Source organism: Gordonia sp. UCD-TK1, assembly GCF_001691435.1.
Lineage (GTDB): Bacteria > Actinomycetota > Actinomycetes > Mycobacteriales > Mycobacteriaceae > Gordonia > Gordonia hongkongensis.
The window spans coordinates 1-16,412 of sequence record NZ_LZMP01000047.1 but is presented as its reverse complement, the minus strand read 5'-3'; the positions used below and the strand labels follow the sequence as shown (position 1 = coordinate 16,412).

Annotated in this window: 13 protein-coding genes and 1 pseudogene; 9 read left to right on the top strand and 5 right to left on the bottom strand. The window is 60.5% G+C overall.

Annotated elements, in window-relative coordinates; genetic code table 11:
- The 3 genes from A9310_RS20970 to A9310_RS20960 all read right to left on the bottom strand — a co-directional run.
- A partial coding sequence (locus tag A9310_RS20970; protein ID WP_175401185.1) for a transposase occupies window positions 1-205 on the bottom strand: 205 nt, incomplete at its 3' end.
- Window positions 206-444: 239 nt separating this feature from the next.
- Complete coding sequence (locus tag A9310_RS20965; RefSeq protein ID WP_014928953.1) at window positions 445-3,477, bottom strand: RND family transporter; 3,033 nt, start codon at window positions 3,475-3,477, stop codon at window positions 445-447.
- 82 nt (window positions 3,478-3,559) lie between these two features.
- Window positions 3,560-3,898, bottom strand: coding sequence for a DUF4873 domain-containing protein (locus A9310_RS20960; RefSeq protein ID WP_004021766.1), 339 nt, complete (start codon window positions 3,896-3,898; stop codon window positions 3,560-3,562).
- A gap of 133 nt (window positions 3,899-4,031) precedes the next feature.
- On the opposite strand from A9310_RS20960, the gene A9310_RS20955 reads away from it, so the two are divergent.
- From A9310_RS20955 to A9310_RS20915, 9 genes and pseudogenes are all read left to right on the top strand, one after another.
- A complete protein-coding gene (locus A9310_RS20955; RefSeq protein WP_004021765.1) occupies window positions 4,032-5,000 on the top strand; it encodes a diiron oxygenase in 969 nt (322 codons plus the stop codon).
- A gap of 161 nt (window positions 5,001-5,161) precedes the next feature.
- Window positions 5,162-6,682: an NAD(P)/FAD-dependent oxidoreductase gene (locus tag A9310_RS20950; RefSeq protein ID WP_004021764.1), complete on the top strand. Its 1,521-nt coding sequence runs from the start codon at window positions 5,162-5,164 to the stop codon at window positions 6,680-6,682.
- Window positions 6,683-6,729: 47 nt separating this feature from the next.
- Window positions 6,730-7,599: an SDR family oxidoreductase gene (locus A9310_RS20945; RefSeq protein WP_004021763.1), complete on the top strand. Its 870-nt coding sequence runs from the start codon at window positions 6,730-6,732 to the stop codon at window positions 7,597-7,599.
- On the top strand, window positions 7,596-8,669 hold the full coding sequence (locus A9310_RS20940) for a ferredoxin--NADP reductase (RefSeq protein WP_004021762.1): 1,074 nt from the start codon (window positions 7,596-7,598) through the stop codon (window positions 8,667-8,669). The genes A9310_RS20945 and A9310_RS20940 overlap by 4 nt, the downstream gene beginning before the upstream one ends.
- Window positions 8,659-9,564: an alpha/beta fold hydrolase gene (locus A9310_RS20935; protein WP_004021761.1), complete on the top strand. Its 906-nt coding sequence runs from the start codon at window positions 8,659-8,661 to the stop codon at window positions 9,562-9,564. Before A9310_RS20940 ends, A9310_RS20935 begins: the two co-directional genes overlap by 11 nt.
- An 85-nt stretch (window positions 9,565-9,649) precedes the next feature.
- Window positions 9,650-10,402 (top strand): TetR/AcrR family transcriptional regulator, encoded by a 753-nt coding sequence (locus A9310_RS20930; RefSeq protein WP_004021760.1) that lies wholly within the window; start codon window positions 9,650-9,652, stop codon window positions 10,400-10,402.
- A 300-nt stretch (window positions 10,403-10,702) separates the two neighbouring features.
- Window positions 10,703-11,329, top strand: coding sequence for a TetR/AcrR family transcriptional regulator (locus A9310_RS20925; protein WP_004021759.1), 627 nt, complete (start codon window positions 10,703-10,705; stop codon window positions 11,327-11,329).
- An 86-nt stretch (window positions 11,330-11,415) separates the two neighbouring features.
- On the top strand, window positions 11,416-14,457 hold the full coding sequence (locus A9310_RS20920) for an RND family transporter (protein WP_033206569.1): 3,042 nt from the start codon (window positions 11,416-11,418) through the stop codon (window positions 14,455-14,457).
- A gap of 243 nt (window positions 14,458-14,700) precedes the next feature.
- Window positions 14,701-15,207, top strand: a pseudogene (locus tag A9310_RS20915) (transposase); the annotation flags it as partial.
- Here the strand turns inward: A9310_RS20915 and istB are convergent.
- Window positions 15,203-16,027 carry an IS21-like element helper ATPase IstB gene (istB, locus tag A9310_RS20910; protein ID WP_302621831.1) on the bottom strand — a complete coding sequence of 275 codons (825 nt, stop codon included), beginning with the start codon at window positions 16,025-16,027 and terminating at the stop codon, window positions 15,203-15,205. The pseudogene A9310_RS20915 and the gene istB sit on opposite strands and share 5 nt — an antisense overlap.
- Window positions 16,028-16,145: 118 nt before the next feature.
- The coding region (locus A9310_RS20905; protein WP_139104701.1) for an integrase core domain-containing protein at window positions 16,146-16,412 on the bottom strand (267 nt) is incomplete at its 5' end.

Genomic DNA, 16,412 nt, shown 5'->3' with positions numbered 1-16,412 from the left:
CGTCCTCACTCGTGGTGCCCGGGCGGACCCCGCCGTCGATCTCGGCCTGACGAACCCAATTGCGCAACGCCTCGGGATGGACTCCGAGCTGATCGGCGATCCGCTTGATCGCACCTCTCGACGAATCGGGATCTCGTCGCGCTTCACATGCCATCCGGGTGGCCCGGTCCTTGAGTTCCTCACTGTACTTGCGTGGTGCTGCCATGCTCTCCATCCTTCACAGGTTCGAGAGCCTCCGACAGACCCGGGGCGGTTCAACCACCAGCCAGCCGCGTACCAAGGTCAGTGCAGCTAGCGTTTGAATTAGGACGCAACTCATCTATCACGGGCGACGGTGCTGCGTCATGCTTATGCCCCTCCTACCTGTTGACGGAATGGTCGGGATATTCAGCGACCGACGCTTGTCAGATCCCCATGGGTCCGTCCGCGTGACTTTTGCGATGGTCAAGGGGCGAGCCGGAAACGGTCGATGTCACCCGGCCACCAGCTCGCAGTGCCCAGCAGCACCGCTAGCGCCGGGACTACTAAGGTCCGCACCAGGAACGTGTCGAGCAGCAAACCGACACCGATGATGAACCCGATTTGCACCATCACATCGATGGACCCGACCATCAGCCCAAACATGCTGGCCGCGAATATCAACCCAGCCGAGGTGATGACCGACCCGGTGTAAGCGACGGTACGCATTACGCCGACCCGCACGCTCCACCTCGTTTCCTCTCTCAGCCGTGACACCAGCAGCATGTTGTAGTCGGCGCCCACCGCCACCAAGACAATGAACGACACCAGTGGCACGGGCCAGGCGATCCCGGCACCGAGGATGTGTTGAAGTACGAGCACACCAATACCGAGAGCCGCCATGTAGTTCAAGACGACGGTTGCAAGGAGATAGACAGGTGCAACGACGGCCCGCAACAGCAGCATCAGGATCAGACCCACGATGAGAAGGGTGGCTATGCCGAGCAGTTTGAAATCGTACGACAACAGTCGCTGGACGTCGGCATTGATCGCAGGAAAGCCCGCAACAGAAGCACGTCCGCCCTCCAGAGTGGTGTTCGGCATCGCGTTCTCGGCGACGCTGGACAGCTCGTTCGCCAGCGTCATTGCATCGGCAGAGTATGGGTCGTAGGCGGTCTGTACCGCATAGCGCACGGTTTTCCCGTCGGACGAGATGAACTGTCGAGCGACCTGACTGAACTGCTGGTCCTTGAACGCATCCGCGGGGAGATAGAAGCCGGTTGCCGAGTCAGAATCGCCGACCTCCCGTGCGGGAGCCCGAAGCTGTGCGGCGACCTGTGCCAGTCCACTGAGTAGCTGAAGGTTGCTGTCCACCAGAGCACCGACTCCGTTCGACAACTGACGCGCGCCGTCGGCAAGTGCGCCGACGCCGGATTCGAGTTGCGAGAGCCTGTTCCCGAGGTCCTGTCCGCCGATGGCTTGTAGTGCAGAATCCAGCGTTTGAAGAGAACGCTGCAGCTGTGCAATGTTGGTCGAGCCTGGCGCACTCACGCGGCCGAGCTGCGCGGCAAAGTCAGCCACCCTCCCAAGCGACTGATCATCCGCGAGTGCCCGGATGTCGGCCATTTGCGCGCGCAGTGCCGAGCACTGCGCGATCTGCTGGCACCACGGATTGTCTAACGCGGACAACGCCGGCGCGACCGCATCTGCCGCAGACTGGGCCCGACGTGCGAGTTGAGACAGCTCGGGCGCTTGCTTGGAAAACTGTCTAAGCCTTGGGGCAGCGTTCGCCAGTTGGTTCACAAGCGGCCGATACTCGTCGAGCTGCGGGCCAAATGACGACACCTCGTCGAGCAACCCCGACAGCGGAGCGAGGTTGGAGGATATCTGGTCTTCTAACAGTGCCAGGCCTCCGGCGAGCTGCTCTGACCCCGTCTTCAGGACGGCCAGATCACCCTTGCGGGCCTGTCCATCACCGGTCTCCTCGGTGATCTTGGTACCGATCTGATCATTCTGCCAAGATAATTGCGCCTGCTCTAGCTTCTCACCGGTCGGCCGCGTCACGCCAATGACCCTGGTCACGCCGGGAATCTGCGCGACGCGGGAGGCTAGCTGGTCGAGGTCGGCAAGGCCTTGAGCCGTGCGCATGTCGTTCTCGGACTCCACCACCAAGAATTCTGAGATGATGATGTCTTTCGGGAAGTGGCGGTTGAGAAGCGCGTATCCTTCGTTGCTCCCTGTGTCAGGTGGCTGCCCCTCGCGATCGTCGTAGGTGATCTGAATTGTTGCGGCGACCATGGCGAGGCCGATCAACACGACCACACTGATCGCGAGCAGAGGGACCGGCCGCCGGATAACCATGACTCCGACTCTTCTCCAGTAATCCCGCGTCAGGTCACGGCGGGGAAGGCCGGCGCCTTTCTTGGCAGCGAAAGAGAGTACGAGGGGCAGCAATGTCACCGTCGCCAAGAATGCGAAAGCTATGGCGATTGCGCAGGCCGGACCCAAAGTGTTAAACACACTGAGCTTGGCGAAGGCCATAGCCAGGAACGCTAGGGCCACAGTGCCCGCCGACGCTAGAACCACGCGGCCGATAGTTGCATTCGCGTGGGCGATAGCGACATCAGGAGAGTAACCCGCTCGAATACCTTCATGATAGCGGCTGATGAGGAACACCGAATAGTCAACTCCGGCACCAAAGATGATGACGGTCATGAACATTGACGTGAACTGGGATACCGGCATGCCCAGCTCGCCCAGTCCAGATAGAACTCCGCGACCCACAGCCAAGCTCATGCCCACGACAAGCAGCGGCATCAGCGCGGTGAAGACCGAACGATAGACGATCAGGAGGATCACGGCGATCAGCAGCACGGTGGCAACAGTGATCAGGACCAGATCCGACTCGCCCACGGCGAGTTGGTCGCTAAAGGTCGCGGGCGGGCCTGTCACACGGACTGTCGTCCCACTGTCACGAAAGATACTCTCAGCGATCTCACGCACCGCTGCGACCGCCTCCGCGGTATCGGGTCCCCCGAGTGTGCCGGCCACTCCCACGGGCAGATACCAGGCTTGCTTGTCTTTGCTGAGAGCCTGACTTGCGGTGAGGGGATCGCTCAGCAGGTCCCGGACAGCGATGACGTGCCTGTCGTCCGCCCGCAGGGTGTCGACAAGCACGTGATATCGATCGCGGGTGTTGTCGGACAGGCCTGCACTGTTCTCCATCACAACGAATACTGTGGTCTTGGCGCCGCGCTCGTCGAAAGATGCACCCATACGGTCCAAGGTCTGAAAAGACGGGACTCCGGCCGGGATCGGATCCACAGATTGTTCCCGTATCACTGACTCCAGTTGAGGAAAGAGAAGGCCTAAGCCGATGGCGGCGCCGAGCCAGACCAGCGTCACAATTCCCTTGCGGCGGAGGGTAAACCATGCAACCCGCTCAAGGGTCGGACTGTACTCGCCGAGTTTCTCGCCCCCTCTCGACGGGCGGGTTCGAATGGGAGACGAACTCACCATGTGCAATATCCTCTCGACCTGAAGTGGGCGACCCAATCGTGCGGACCCGTTTCGCGAATGTCCGTGCGGCGGTGGATGGTTGTCACTTGTGGTGGTGCTCGACCATGTTCTCGACTTCCTCGAGAGTGGTGGGCAGGTGGTATGGCGGAGTGCTCTTGCCTGAGATGCGGTATCGGCCCCAGAAGTCGGGATCCCCGACGACACACTCCGCTCGGCCCTCGGGGGTCGTAAATACAGCGATCGCGCGGGCGCCTTTCAGGAGCCCGTCGAGCTCATCATTCTTCTGAATCCGGCCATACCAGGTGTACAGGCCGTTCAGCGGCTGGAAATAGCCTTTGATCTTCGCTTCGACATGGATCTCCGCCCCGCGGCACACCAGGGTTCCTTCGCCGGAGTAGTCGAGGTCATGGTCGTCAGACATGCAGTCCTACCTTCTTCGCACTGAGCGTTGACAAATATCGCAGTTCGTGGATACTAGCAGTACCAGATACTATGAGTAATGGGTACTGGGCGCCAGGCCCCGACTCCCAGCCTTGAACGACCGAGGAGAAGACATGACCGTGCAGGATGTCCAGATGAACCCCGACTTTTCGAAGGAGGGCATGGCTCGGGTGAACGGGCGTAAGCCCGTCGACATGGAACGATCTGCGGGTCGATTGCTGCGGTCTTCCGCGGAGAAGTTCTACGACGCGGAGATCGACATCGACTGGGAGTCGCCCTGGGAGGAAGGCAAGTGCTTTCTGCCAGAGCATCGAGTGTCGCTATACGGCACCAGGCTGTGGGACAAGATGACTGAGGAGCAGCGTCGCGAGTTGGGGCGCCATGAGATCGTGAGCATCCTCAGTTTCGGCATCTACGCAGAGAATCTGTTGAGTTCAGCGCTTCTGCGCATGTCGGCGAAGGGGGCTTTAACCGATCAGAAGTCTCTATACGCGTTGACAGAGATCGGCGATGAGTCCCGCCATTCCACTATGTTCGCGCGCCTCATCAACAAGACGGGCGTGCCCCCCTACAAGCTTCCTAAGGGCTTCTTGAGCTTCGCGAAGATCCTGCATTTCGTCCCTCTCGGGCCGTCGGTGTCTGGAGCTACGCTGTTGATCGAGGAAATCCTGGACCGCGCCCAGCGCGAGGCGATGAACGACCCCAGTATGCAGCCTCAGCTTCGCCAGCTCATGAAGATCCACGTCCTTGAGGAAGCCCGTCACATTACCTTTGCGCGACTGGAGATGATCGAAGGCATGCAGCGTCGTCGTAAGGCGACGCGCGCTTGGCACCGAGGGGTGCTTGCCGTCATCGCGAACCTGGCGTACCCGCTGCTCATTAATCCGAAAGTGTACCCCGCAGTGGGAATTAGTCGCTGGCGTGGCGTGTGGGCGCAGCAGACCAGCCCAAACTATCGGACCAACCTGCAATTTATGTCGGAGCCCATGATTCGGTTCTTCCATGAGGCGGGAATGTTGGAAGGCAAGTTCACAATGGCCATGTGGCGTGCGACGCGGAGCCTTCCCGACGATCTTCGCTGATCTCCGTTCACGCGGCCGAGCCGTCGTGATCGACATCAGTTAGACCTGTGCGGAGCATTCTCGATGGCTTCGCGATCACTTCCGCCTCAACAGATCACCTGCCGCCACTGTGCGCAGGTGATGTGTTGTGCGATCCAACCTACGAGGGAGAAAGCATAAACATGGCATCATCGACTACCCGGCGCGCCTCGCGCGCAACCGCCAAGACGGATTCAACCAACGACCCGATTTCGACCAAGATTCTGATTATTGGAAGCGGGTTCTCTGGTCTCGGGATGGCCGCGCAGCTTAGACGTCGCGGGTATAGCGATTTTCTGATTCTGGAGAAGGCAAGCTCCGTCGGTGGGACCTGGCGCGACAATACCTATCCGGGCTGTGCATGTGACGTTCCGTCGCTGATGTACTCGTACTCATTCGAGAGTCGAGGTAGCTGGTCGAAGGTGTGGTCGTCACAGCCAGAAATTGAGCGGTATCTACAGGATGTCGCGGATAAGCGTGGCGTGACACAAAAGATTCATTTCGGTCAGAAGTTGGTTTCTGGATACTGGAGCGAGTCGGAGTCGCGGTGGCACCTGCGTACTGAGTCCGGACGTGAGTACATTGCTCAGTTCGTGGTGTCAGGAGTCGGTGCGCTGCATATCCCCAATTTTCCCGAAATTTCGGGGATTGAGGACTTTAAAGGCGAAGCGTTTCACTCCGCACAGTGGGATCATTCGGTGGATCTGGAGGGCAAGCGTGTCGCCGTGATCGGCACTGGTGCCAGCGCTATCCAGTTTGTACCTTTCGTGCAGAAGGAGGCCATGTCCCTCAAGGTCTTCCAGCGAACCCCTGCCTGGGTCCTACCCCGCAAGAATTTCTCCGTTCCGCCGGCCCTGCGGACTCTTCTGAGTAAACTCCCGATTGCACGTCGTATCGCCAGGTGGTCGGTGTACTGGGGTGCGGAGAGCCTGGCCTTCGGCCTCAACGGTCACTCTAACCTCATGCGGCCAATTGAAAAGGTCGCTCGGTGGAACATTGAACGCTCCATCTCTGATCCGGCATTGCGCAAGAAACTGACCCCGTCGTATCGTATCGGCTGTAAGCGGATTCTGGGGTCAAACGACTATTACCCGGCGCTTGCGGCACCTAACACCACTGTCATCAGCGATCGGATTGAGAAGGTGACCGCTGATTCCATCATTTCTTCAGACGGTGTCGAGCATCTCGTGGACGTTATAATTTATGCGACCGGTTTTCACGTGACTGATGGTTTCGATCAGCTCGCCCTGAAAGGTGCCACTGGCGAGGATCTCCCGTCCCACTGGCATCAGACGGGGATTAACACGCACCTGGGCATCACGACCGAGGGTTTTCCCAACCTGTTTTTCCTCCTCGGACCCAACACGGGCCTCGGCCACAACTCAGTGGTGTTCATGATCGAGCAACAGATCAAATACATCATGAAGGCCATCGACACAGTAGAAAGCCGAGGCGCTGAGAAGGTTGACGTACGCCCGTCCGTGCAAGAACAGTTCAACACCGACATCCAGCGGAAGCTGGCCAAGGGAGTGTGGACCAACGGCGGCTGCACGAGTTGGTATCTCGACTCGCAGGGCGTCAACCGGACCGTGTGGCCGGGCTTCACATGGCAGTACTGGCGCGCCACGAAAGATTTCGAGCCCGCCGAGTACGACATCGCCTGAGCCCGAACGCACGGAGAGACACGATTCGAAGAGATGGTGGGACGACGGTGAGCAGTTCTAATCGGCATGACTATACCGGCAAGGTGGCAGTGATCACCGGTGCCGCGTCAGGGATCGGTCGGTCTCTGGCACTCCAGTTGGCGGAGCGAGGTGCCGCACTGGCACTGTCCGACATTGATGAGATGCACTTGAAGGAGACTGCAGAACTTTGCCGCACCACGCATGGGGCAACGGTAACCGCCGCCGTACTAGACGTTGCGGACCGCGCTGCTTTTCAGGACTATGCCGACGGAGTGCGGTCAGAGTCGGGCCACGTCGACATGGTGTTCAACAACGCCGGCGTGGCCTTGGGCGTCGACGTGGTCGACATGAGCTGGGAAGACTTCGACTGGCTCATGGGCATCAACTTTGGCGGAGTCGTTAACGGGTCGAAGGCGTTTCTGCCTCACCTGATCGCGTCCGGGGACGGACATCTCATTAACACGTCGAGCGTCTTCGGCTTGATCGGAATCCCCAGCCAAAGCGCCTATAATGCCGCGAAATTCGGCGTCAGAGGCTTCACCGAGGCGCTCCGACAGGAGATGAAAATCAGTCGATACCCGGTCACAGTGACATGTGTGCACCCGGGGGGTGTAAAAACCAACATCGTCAACAATGCCCGAGGCGTTTCCGCCATGGGGGCAGACACCGCGACTGTCGCCTCGCTGTTCGACAGGATCGCACGAAGCACCCCGGATAAAGCAGCGGCGACAATCCTCAAAGGTATGGACAAGAAGAGAGCGCGAGTGCTGATCGGTGCGGACGCCCGCGGTTTCGACTTCGTGGCACGGGTGATCGGTCCCCGCTACCAGGACATCGCGGCGCCACTGACACGAGCGGGTTACGCGGTCGCACGTAGACAGGGGATCCTCAAGTGACCGTCGAACCCGATTCACGTCCGGCTGCCGCGGCGGCCCGCTCACGCACCTTAACCGTCTCGGAAGTGATCCAGGAAACGAAAGACTCCGTTACCATTTCGTTCGAAATCCCCGACGCCATGGTCGAGGAATTCAAGCATACCCCAGGGCAATTCATCACCGTCAAGATCCCATCTGATCGGACCGGTCATGTCGCACGGTGCTACTCATTGAGCAGCTCGCCTCACGTCGACGACTTCCGTCTCGAGATCGGCATCAAGCGGACCGAGAACGGTTACGCATCGAACTGGCTGTGCGATAACGCGATTACGGGAATGGAATTGACCGTCCTCCCGCCGTCAGGGCATTTCACGGCGAAGAATCTCGACGTTGATTTTCTATTCTTCGCAGGAGGAAGTGGGATCACTCCGGTCTTTTCGCTGATTAAGTCGGCACTTGTGTGCGGCGGGGGCGAGGTCACACTATTCTACGCGAACCGCGATGCCGAGTCGATCATGTACGGGGGGCAACTGACGCAGATCGTCTCCGAGTTTCCTGAGCGTTTCACCGTCTTCCATTGGTTGGAGTCGGCTATGGGTATTCCGACGCCTCAGAATGTCGAGTCCGCCATACGTGAGCACCGCGGTGCACAGATCTTCACCTGTGGTCCGGCGCCGTTCATGGATCTGGTGCAGAAGTCGGCGGAGGCCTGCGGTGTCGAGCACTCCTCGGTACATCGAGAAGTCTTCCAGTCACTGACCGGGGATCCGTTCGATACAGCCACGATGCGTCAGCTTGGTGACGACGACGGTGTGGCGACCGCTACGGTCTATCTGAATGGGCAGTCCATCACGACTGAGTGGCCGCGCAACACGCCGTTGCTCGACGTGCTACTGGCCCAAGGCCACAATGCCCCGTACTCCTGCCGAGAAGGAGCCTGCAGCGCGTGTGTATGCAAGCTGGTCGAGGGTGATGTAGAAATGGCCCAGAACCACATCCTCGTTGAGGGTGATGTTGCCGACGGTGAACGGCTCGCATGCCAGGCACTTCCGCTGACGGATTCTGTCACGGTGAGCTTCGATGACCTCTGAGTTTGCGAGTGCGTCGCGAGGATCGCGTGACCTCGAGGTCCTTTCCTCCGACGGGACCAAGTTGTTCGCTCAGGAATTCGGTCCGGGCCGGGATGCTCCGCTCCTAGTCTTTAGTCACGGCTGGGCTTGTCAGGGACGTTTCTGGCGTCCGCAGGTCGAGCAGTTCGCGGCGACGCATCGGGTGGTGGTCTACGACCAACGCGGACACGGGTTGAGCGACCGGGGCCGGGTACCGTTCTCGGCGAAGCTCTTGGCCGATGATATGGAGGCCGTAGTCCGGGCAGTGGCGACTCCCGCCGACAAGGCTGTCGTGGTCGGACACAGCATGGGAGGCATGTCCATCATGAGTTGGGCGGCTGAGTACCCCGCCTCGGTTTCGGAGCTGGCCCGCGGAGTAGTACTGGCAAGCACCGGGCCATCACAGTTGGTGGATCGGTCTACATTGCTCAAGGTTCCCCGACAGCTACGACCGAGACTTGAGCGGGCCTTCGCGGCCAGTCTTGCAGTCGCCGGACCCGAGATGCAGGGGACGCGTTTGTCTCGCCGCCTGATTCGTTACGGAACCCTGGGCCCGGGCGCGACTGCCGAGGTAGTCGACGAGTGCGCCGACATCGTGTTGCGATGCCCACCACAGGTGCGCGGGATGTGGGGTTCAGTGTTGGCGACAATCGACGTCAGTAAGGGGGTTGACTCGCTGGAGGTGCCGGCGACGGTCATCGTAGGTGATGCCGACAGACTGACCCCAGCGACCCATTCAGTGGATCTCGCAGCGCGCCTGGGTCGGAAGGGCGTTCTATTTGAATTCACTCTTCTTGACAAAGTCGGTCACATGTCCAACCTAGAGGCCGTCGAAGACTTCAATTCAGCCGTGGCCAGATTAGACAAATCCGCCTGACGCGGGTCTCGTCGACCCAACCCATGTTCACTGGCTAGTGCGTCACTGGCGCGACAAGTCAGCCATCCTGATAACGTAGGAGGTCATGTCTGTAGTCCGTCGCATCTCCGCGGCCCCGGTGAAAGTGCAGCGACGTGTGCGCGACGCTCGAAGCACGCGCTGGGACGACCACCGCGCCGTCGTCAAAGCTGAACTCGTCGATGCAGCGATACGCGCGATCGAAAAGTTCGGCGATGCCGTGAGCATGGACGATTTTGCGGAAGAGGCTGGTGCGTCGAAGCCTAAGCTCTACCGCCATTTCGGTGACAGGGCTGGGCTCTACTCCGCCGTGGCAGCCCGTCTGGGTTCTATGATGTGGGAGTCAGCGCAGTCAACTCTGCTCTCCGGACAGGCAGACAGCACCGTCGACGAACTTTTCCGTTCAGCGGTGTCCGCATACGTATCCTTGGTTGATGAACATCCAGCGGTCGTCCGTTTCCTCATGACGAACCACATGTTCCAGTACTCTGAGTCCGGCGAGGGTGGGGCCGCAGATCAGCTGAGATCGGCAATGGAGATTATTTCCGACGAGTTCGCTCGTGGCCTCCGAGAGGTCGATGCCGAGGAGTCCCCCGTCGCCGTAGCAGTAGCCTCCATTCTGGGGGCTGGCCTATCAGCGACCCAGTGGTGGATCGATCACGGTCGGCAGAATGGAATGAGCAGGGACATGTTTGCCGCGCACCTGTGCCAGACCTCGTGGGGGATCATAGACGGCGCTGCAGCCACAGTAGGCGTTCGATTCCATAGGGACAGGCCCTTAGGCGACCCTGGATTCGCCACTCGCCTCGACGCCGTCTGATCCCCTTCGTACGGGTGGTCCGCCCTGTGTCACGCACGCGGCAGAACTGCTCACACAAACGGAGCGCATTTCACAATCCTGACTGCTGGCTGTCATGGGGGATCATCCTTGGTCGCCGCTCATCTTAGTAGCGGAGCGCTACAGACGGTACTGTTGACGACAGTGCCACAGTCGTGGCGGCACTCATAAGGCCCCCCTCGAGCCTTCCATCGGTACCGCCACTGGCAGTTTCGTTCTGTTACCGACGGTATTGGTGTGCAGTCAGAGGTTCTTGATTTGGTTTCGTAGGGAGTGGCCAGGGTGGAAACCATCGATTTCGACGATGTTGACCCGAGGCGGGTTCGGTCGCGTCAGCGTTTGTTGGATGCTGCGGTGACCTTGCTGAACAGTGGCGGGGTCGAAGCCGTTACCGTGGAGGCGGTCACTCGACTGTCTCGTGTTGCTCGCACCACCTTGTATCGTCACTTCGAGAGCTCCACAGATCTGGTGGCGGCTGCCTTCGAGCGATTGTTGCCTCAGGCCGAGACCCCCGAGACGACGACGTCGATCCGTGATGACCTGCTGAAGCTGATGCAGCGGCAGGCTGAGCTTATTGAGCATGCACCGCTGCAGTTGACGACGCTGGCATGGTTGGCAATGCTTCCCGAGCAGCCCCGGCAATCCGGGCAATCCGACGGGGATCAGAACGCGCTCGCGCCACTGCGTCGTCGAGTCGTCGAGCAGTATCGAGAACCATTCGATCGAGTTTTGACGAGTGACGTGGCCACGGCTGAGCTCGACAACTTCGATTTGACCATGGCTGTCACCCAGCTCGCGGGCCCGCTGATCTTTGCCAAGCTCACGGGCATTCGGTCGATGACCGTTGGCGATCTCGAACAGCTTGTCGACGATTTCCTCATGGCCCACCGGCGACACCAAACCTCCTGACCTCCTTCCCCATCTACGGTACTGCTAGTACCGTAACGATACCGTCGGTTTCGTAGACGGGCTGGGTCGAGGGTGAGGTGCTGCATATGGTGGTCCAACGTCCAAGTGGTGGGCGCTTGGCGGCGCGCCGGTTGGCGGAACGCAGCGAGTACAGCACGACATTGGGGCGGTTGGCACGGTTCACCTTGGCGCACAGATTCCTCGTCATCGGGGCGTGGGTGGCTGTGGGTATCGTCTTGGCGATTCTGTTTCCCCAGCTGGAGACGGTGGTGCGGCAGCAGTCTGTTGATCCGATCCCTGCTGGGGTTCCATCGTTTCAAGCACTCGATCAGATGGGTGGTGCGTTCGGTGAGAAGGGCGCCAAGACCACTGTTTTCGTGACCATGGAGAACCCGAACGGGTTCACCGACGTGGCGCGGGAACGCTACGACATGCTCGTTCTGCAGCTGCGCGAAAATTTCGACGATGTGCAGTCAGTGCGGGATTTGCTTTCCGATCCGACGACGGCCGGCCAAGCCTTGAGTGAGGACGGGCAAGCCTGGTACCTGCCTGTCGGGGTCACCGGAACATTGGGAGGGCCAACGGCCACGCATGCTGTGGAGACCGTGCGCCAAACCGCGCAGCGCGTGTTTGACGGTACGGGCACCACTGTCCATGTCACCGGGCCGACAGCCACTTTCAGTGACCAGATCGTCAGTGCTGAAAGCGATTTAGTCGTGATCACTCTGGCGACGGTGGCGCTTATCGCGATCATTCTGTTGATCGTTTACCGATCGCTGTTCACCGCGCTGGTGCCGTTGTTGGTGATCGGTGTCAGCCTCGGCGTGGGCCGTGGCATCTTGTCCGCACTCGGCGAACTCGGTATGCCGGTATCGCAGTTCACCGTCGCGTTCATGACCGTCATCCTGCTCGGAGCCGGGGTCGACTACTCAGTCTTCTTCATCAGTCGCTATCACGAACGGCTACGCCAGGACGCCACCACCGAGGTTGCGCTCGTGGACGCGACAGCAACTATCGGACGGGTCATCCTGGCTTCAGCTGCCACGGTGGCGCTGGCCTTTTTGGCGATGGTCTTTGGTCAGCTGAGCGTGTTCTCCACCTTGGGTCCGGCATGCGCGATCGCCATCCTCATCGGATTCCTCGCCACGGTCACCCTGCTACCACCGGTGTTGCTGTGGGCGGCACGATTCGGCTGGGGCGCACCCAGGCGAGATCTGACCCGAAAGTACTGGAATCGCGTCGCCGTGCTCGTCGTGCGGCGTCCTGTGCCGCTGCTGGCACTAACCCTGGTCGGGCTAATCGTGCTTAGCGTCTTCGCGACGGGCATCCAGATCACCTTCGACGATCGTGAGGGGCAACCCGCGACAACCGACAGCAACGAAGGCTACGCGTTGCTCGACCGTCATTTCCCTCAAGACGTCACTATCACCGAGTTCCTCGTCGTAGATGCACCGATCGATCTCCGTACTGCCAGCGGGCTGGCCGATCTTGAGCAAATGGCCTCACGTGTATCCCAGATCCCCGGAGTGACTCGAGTCATCGGCGTTACCCGTCCCACCGGGGACAAGCTCGAGCAAGCCGAGCTGTCCTGGCAGAACGGCCAGATCGGGAACCGGCTGGCGGGTGCGGTCGACGATGGCCAGAACCGCCGCGGTGACCTCGAACAGCTCCGTACAGGCGCATTCCAACTCGCCGACGGGCTTACTCAGCTCGACACCCAGGTACGCACCAACTTGGCCCCCCTGGCCGGCATCCTCGATCAGGCAAGCACAGCCGGGCAGCAAATTCAGCAGTACCAGCCACTACTACGCCAACTCGCCGCATCTGCACCAGCGCTCGATCGCGCTTCTCAGAATGCCCCACAGCTGGCCGCGCTCACCCGCCAAACATCTGCAGCCCTGGCAACAGTGACCTCGATCCTGCCCATCCTCGATAATGCGCCCTGGTGCACCCAAGTCCCGCAGTGCGCAGCTCTGCGCGCGCAGACCCGCAATCTCGACGCCCTACTGAGCAACGGGACCCTCGACCAGATCGCCACGCTGTCAACACAACTCGCGCAGCTGGATACACCGATCTCAACAGTCACCGACCAACTCACTTCCACCGTCAACTCACTGGGCTCCACGCTGGGAAGCATCAGCAGCCAAGACCTTCCCGGCAAGCTCACCCAACTGCAAACAGGTATCAGTCAACTCGCGGCGGGATCACGCCAACTCGCCGCCGGTGTATCCGCGCTGATCGACAGCAACCTTCAACAACTCGCCGGGATGGCCGCGCTAGCCACACAACTACAAACCTCCGCCCGCGAGACCGCCGGAACAAACTCAGCAACCGGCTTCTACCTCCCACCTCAGGCCAACGCAGACCGCCGTTTCGTCGACGTCGCTCGCCAGTTCGTCTCGCCCGACGGCCATACCGTGCGCTACGCAATACAAACCAGCTTCGACCCCTACAGCACCGAGGCCATGCAACTGGCCGACACAATCACCGATGTCGCACTCGCCGCCAGACCGAACACAACCCTGCAGGACTCCAACATCGCGACAGCCGGGTTCCCCGCCATCAACGCCGATCTGCAACGTCTACTCACCGAAGACTTCCGACTCCTAGCGTTGGCCACCCTCACCATCGTCGGCCTGATCCTGATACTCCTACTCCGAGCACTCATCGCGCCGCTATACCTTCTGGGCACCGTCATACTCAACTACACCGCGGCACTGGGTATCGGCGTCCTGATCTTTCAACACATCCTCAAAACCGACATCGCCTGGCCCGTACCACTACTGGCCTTCATAGTCCTCGTCGCGGTCGGCGCCGACTACAACATGCTTCTCATCTCTCGCCTACGCGAAGAATCCCAAAACAACATCCGCATCGGCGTCCTGAGAACCGTCACCAACACCGGATCAGTCATCACCTCGGCCGGCCTCATCTTCGCTGCCAGCATGTTCGGACTCATGGCCGGATCCATCTCGATCATGACCCAGGTCGGACTCATCATCGGCATCGGCCTGCTGCTCGACACCTTCATCGTCCGCACCATCGTCGTGCCGACCATCGCCACACTTGTCGGCAGAGCAAGCTGGTGGCCGAGTACCCGAACCGACACGCATCCAGCGTCCCGCTAGTACGCACGCACGTGCCGAGATCTGACCGGCCCCGCCAGTCATCCAGCCATCGCGCCCACCTCATCGACTGACACCCGCTCGACGGTCGGCCGCGGCACCACACCCGACCCACGTGCGAGCGCCCCTCGCGTCGTTGACGCTGGTAGAACTCGCAGGAGGGCCCGTCGCGGCGTTGGGGACTGTCGCTGATTCGGTGTAAGTGGTTTTGATCGCCCCCGGCGTGGGGCAGGAGGAATCACGACGATGACCGACACAATCGGGGGCGTGGATGCCCCGGTGGCAGGGCCGGTTCAGACCGGTCAGGAACACGATGTCACCACCGCGGATGCGGTGCGTGAGCTCTCGAAGGCCGAGCAGGCTTTGGTGAGCGATCTGGTACGTAGCTCACGCGCTCAGGGAGTGGCTCTGACCGGTCCTGACGGGCTGCTCAAAGCGCTGACCAAGAGCGTGCTCGAAGCCGCGCTCGATGAAGAGATGACCGAACATCTTGGCTATGACAAACATGACGTGGCCGGCCGCAACACCGGCAATTCACGCAACGGCACGCGCACGAAACGGGTCCTGACCGACGCGTGCGGGCAGGTGCCCATCGAGGTGCCCCGCGACCGCAACGCCACCTTCGACCCGGTAATTGTCGGTAAGAGCAAACGTCGCGTCACCGATGTGGATCGGGTAGTGCTGTCGCTGTATGCCAAAGGCCTCACAACCGGCGAGATCTCAGCGCATTTCGCCGATGTCTACGGTGTCAACGGCGGCTGAAAACTGACCCCTTATCGACGGTTGAATTTTGACCCCCTTTGGTGTGGTTACTGGTCGGTGTGACGAGTTCTCGTCGGGCTTTGGTGCGGTAGGAGTCGCCGTCGATAGCGATGACCTCGGCGTGATGGACGAGGCGGTCGATGAGTGCGGCGGCGACGACGTCGTCGGCGAAGACTTCGCCCCAACGGCCGAATGGCATGTTCGAGGTGATCAGAATCGAGCCTTGTTCGTAGCGACTGGCAATGAGTTGGAAGAACAGGTTGGCGGTGTCGGAGTCGAATGGGAGGTAGCCGATCTCGTCGATGATGATCAGTCGGTAGCGGCGGAGCCGTTTGAGTTCGGCGGCCAGGCGGCCGGTGGTGTGTGCCTCGGTCAGGCGGGTGGCCCATCCGGTGGCGGTGTCGAAGAGCACGGGGTAGGCGTTGTGTGCGGCTTTGATCCCGAGCGCGATCGCGAGGTGGGTTTTTCCCACCCCGGGTGGTCCGAGAAGGATCACGTTGTCGCTCTTGGCGATCCAGGTGCTGGTGGCCAGGTGGGCGATCACATCACGACGCAGTCCTGGAAGGTGGTCGAAGTTGAAGTCCTCGAGTGTTTTGACCGCAGGGAAGCGCGCGCCGCTGATCCGCAGCATGGTGCCGTTGGCTTCGCGTTCGCTGACCTGGCGGTCAAGAATCGCTGCGAGGTACTGCTCGTGGGTCCAGTTGTCGGTGCGGGCCCGCTCGGCCAATTCCGCCCAGCATCGGCGGATCGCTGGCATCTTCAACGCCCGCGCCGCGAACTCGATCTGTTTACCTGTTTGATTGTCGGACACAGTCTTTCACCTTTCAATGCTGGTGGATGTGGTGGGCGGGTGAGCTTGGGGCGGGGTGGTGGCAGGTCCCCGATAGCCGGTCCAGGCAGTTCTAGAGCCAGTTTCTTCTAGCTGTCGGTCAGTCGATCTCGCAGCCCACAGGGTGGTGCTGGTGGGTGCATCGGGCAGCGTACTCGGCCGGGGTCTGGTAGCCCAGCGCCGAGTGGCGGTGCCGGTGGTTGTGGTCGTCTTTGAAATCGTCGATCACCACGCGAGCTTCGAGCAGGGTGGGCCAGCAGTTGCGGTTCAGGCACTCGTCGCGAAGCCGGTTGTTGAACGATTCGATGAACCCGTTGTTCCACGGCGTGTTGTTGAACGATTCGATGAACCCGTTGTTCCACGGCGT

Coding starts and splice junctions, on each gene's coding strand:
- A9310_RS20965 (WP_014928953.1), bottom strand. CDS start 3,477: ATGGTGAGTTCGTCTCCCATTCGAACCCGCCCGTCGAGAGGGGGCGAG.
- A9310_RS20960 (WP_004021766.1), bottom strand. CDS start 3,898: ATGTCTGACGACCATGACCTCGACTACTCCGGCGAAGGAACCCTGGTG.
- A9310_RS20955 (WP_004021765.1), top strand. CDS start 4,032: ATGACCGTGCAGGATGTCCAGATGAACCCCGACTTTTCGAAGGAGGGC.
- A9310_RS20950 (WP_004021764.1), top strand. CDS start 5,162: ATGGCATCATCGACTACCCGGCGCGCCTCGCGCGCAACCGCCAAGACG.
- A9310_RS20935 (WP_004021761.1), top strand. CDS start 8,659: ATGACCTCTGAGTTTGCGAGTGCGTCGCGAGGATCGCGTGACCTCGAG.
- A9310_RS20930 (WP_004021760.1), top strand. CDS start 9,650: ATGTCTGTAGTCCGTCGCATCTCCGCGGCCCCGGTGAAAGTGCAGCGA.
- A9310_RS20920 (WP_033206569.1), top strand. CDS start 11,416: ATGGTGGTCCAACGTCCAAGTGGTGGGCGCTTGGCGGCGCGCCGGTTG.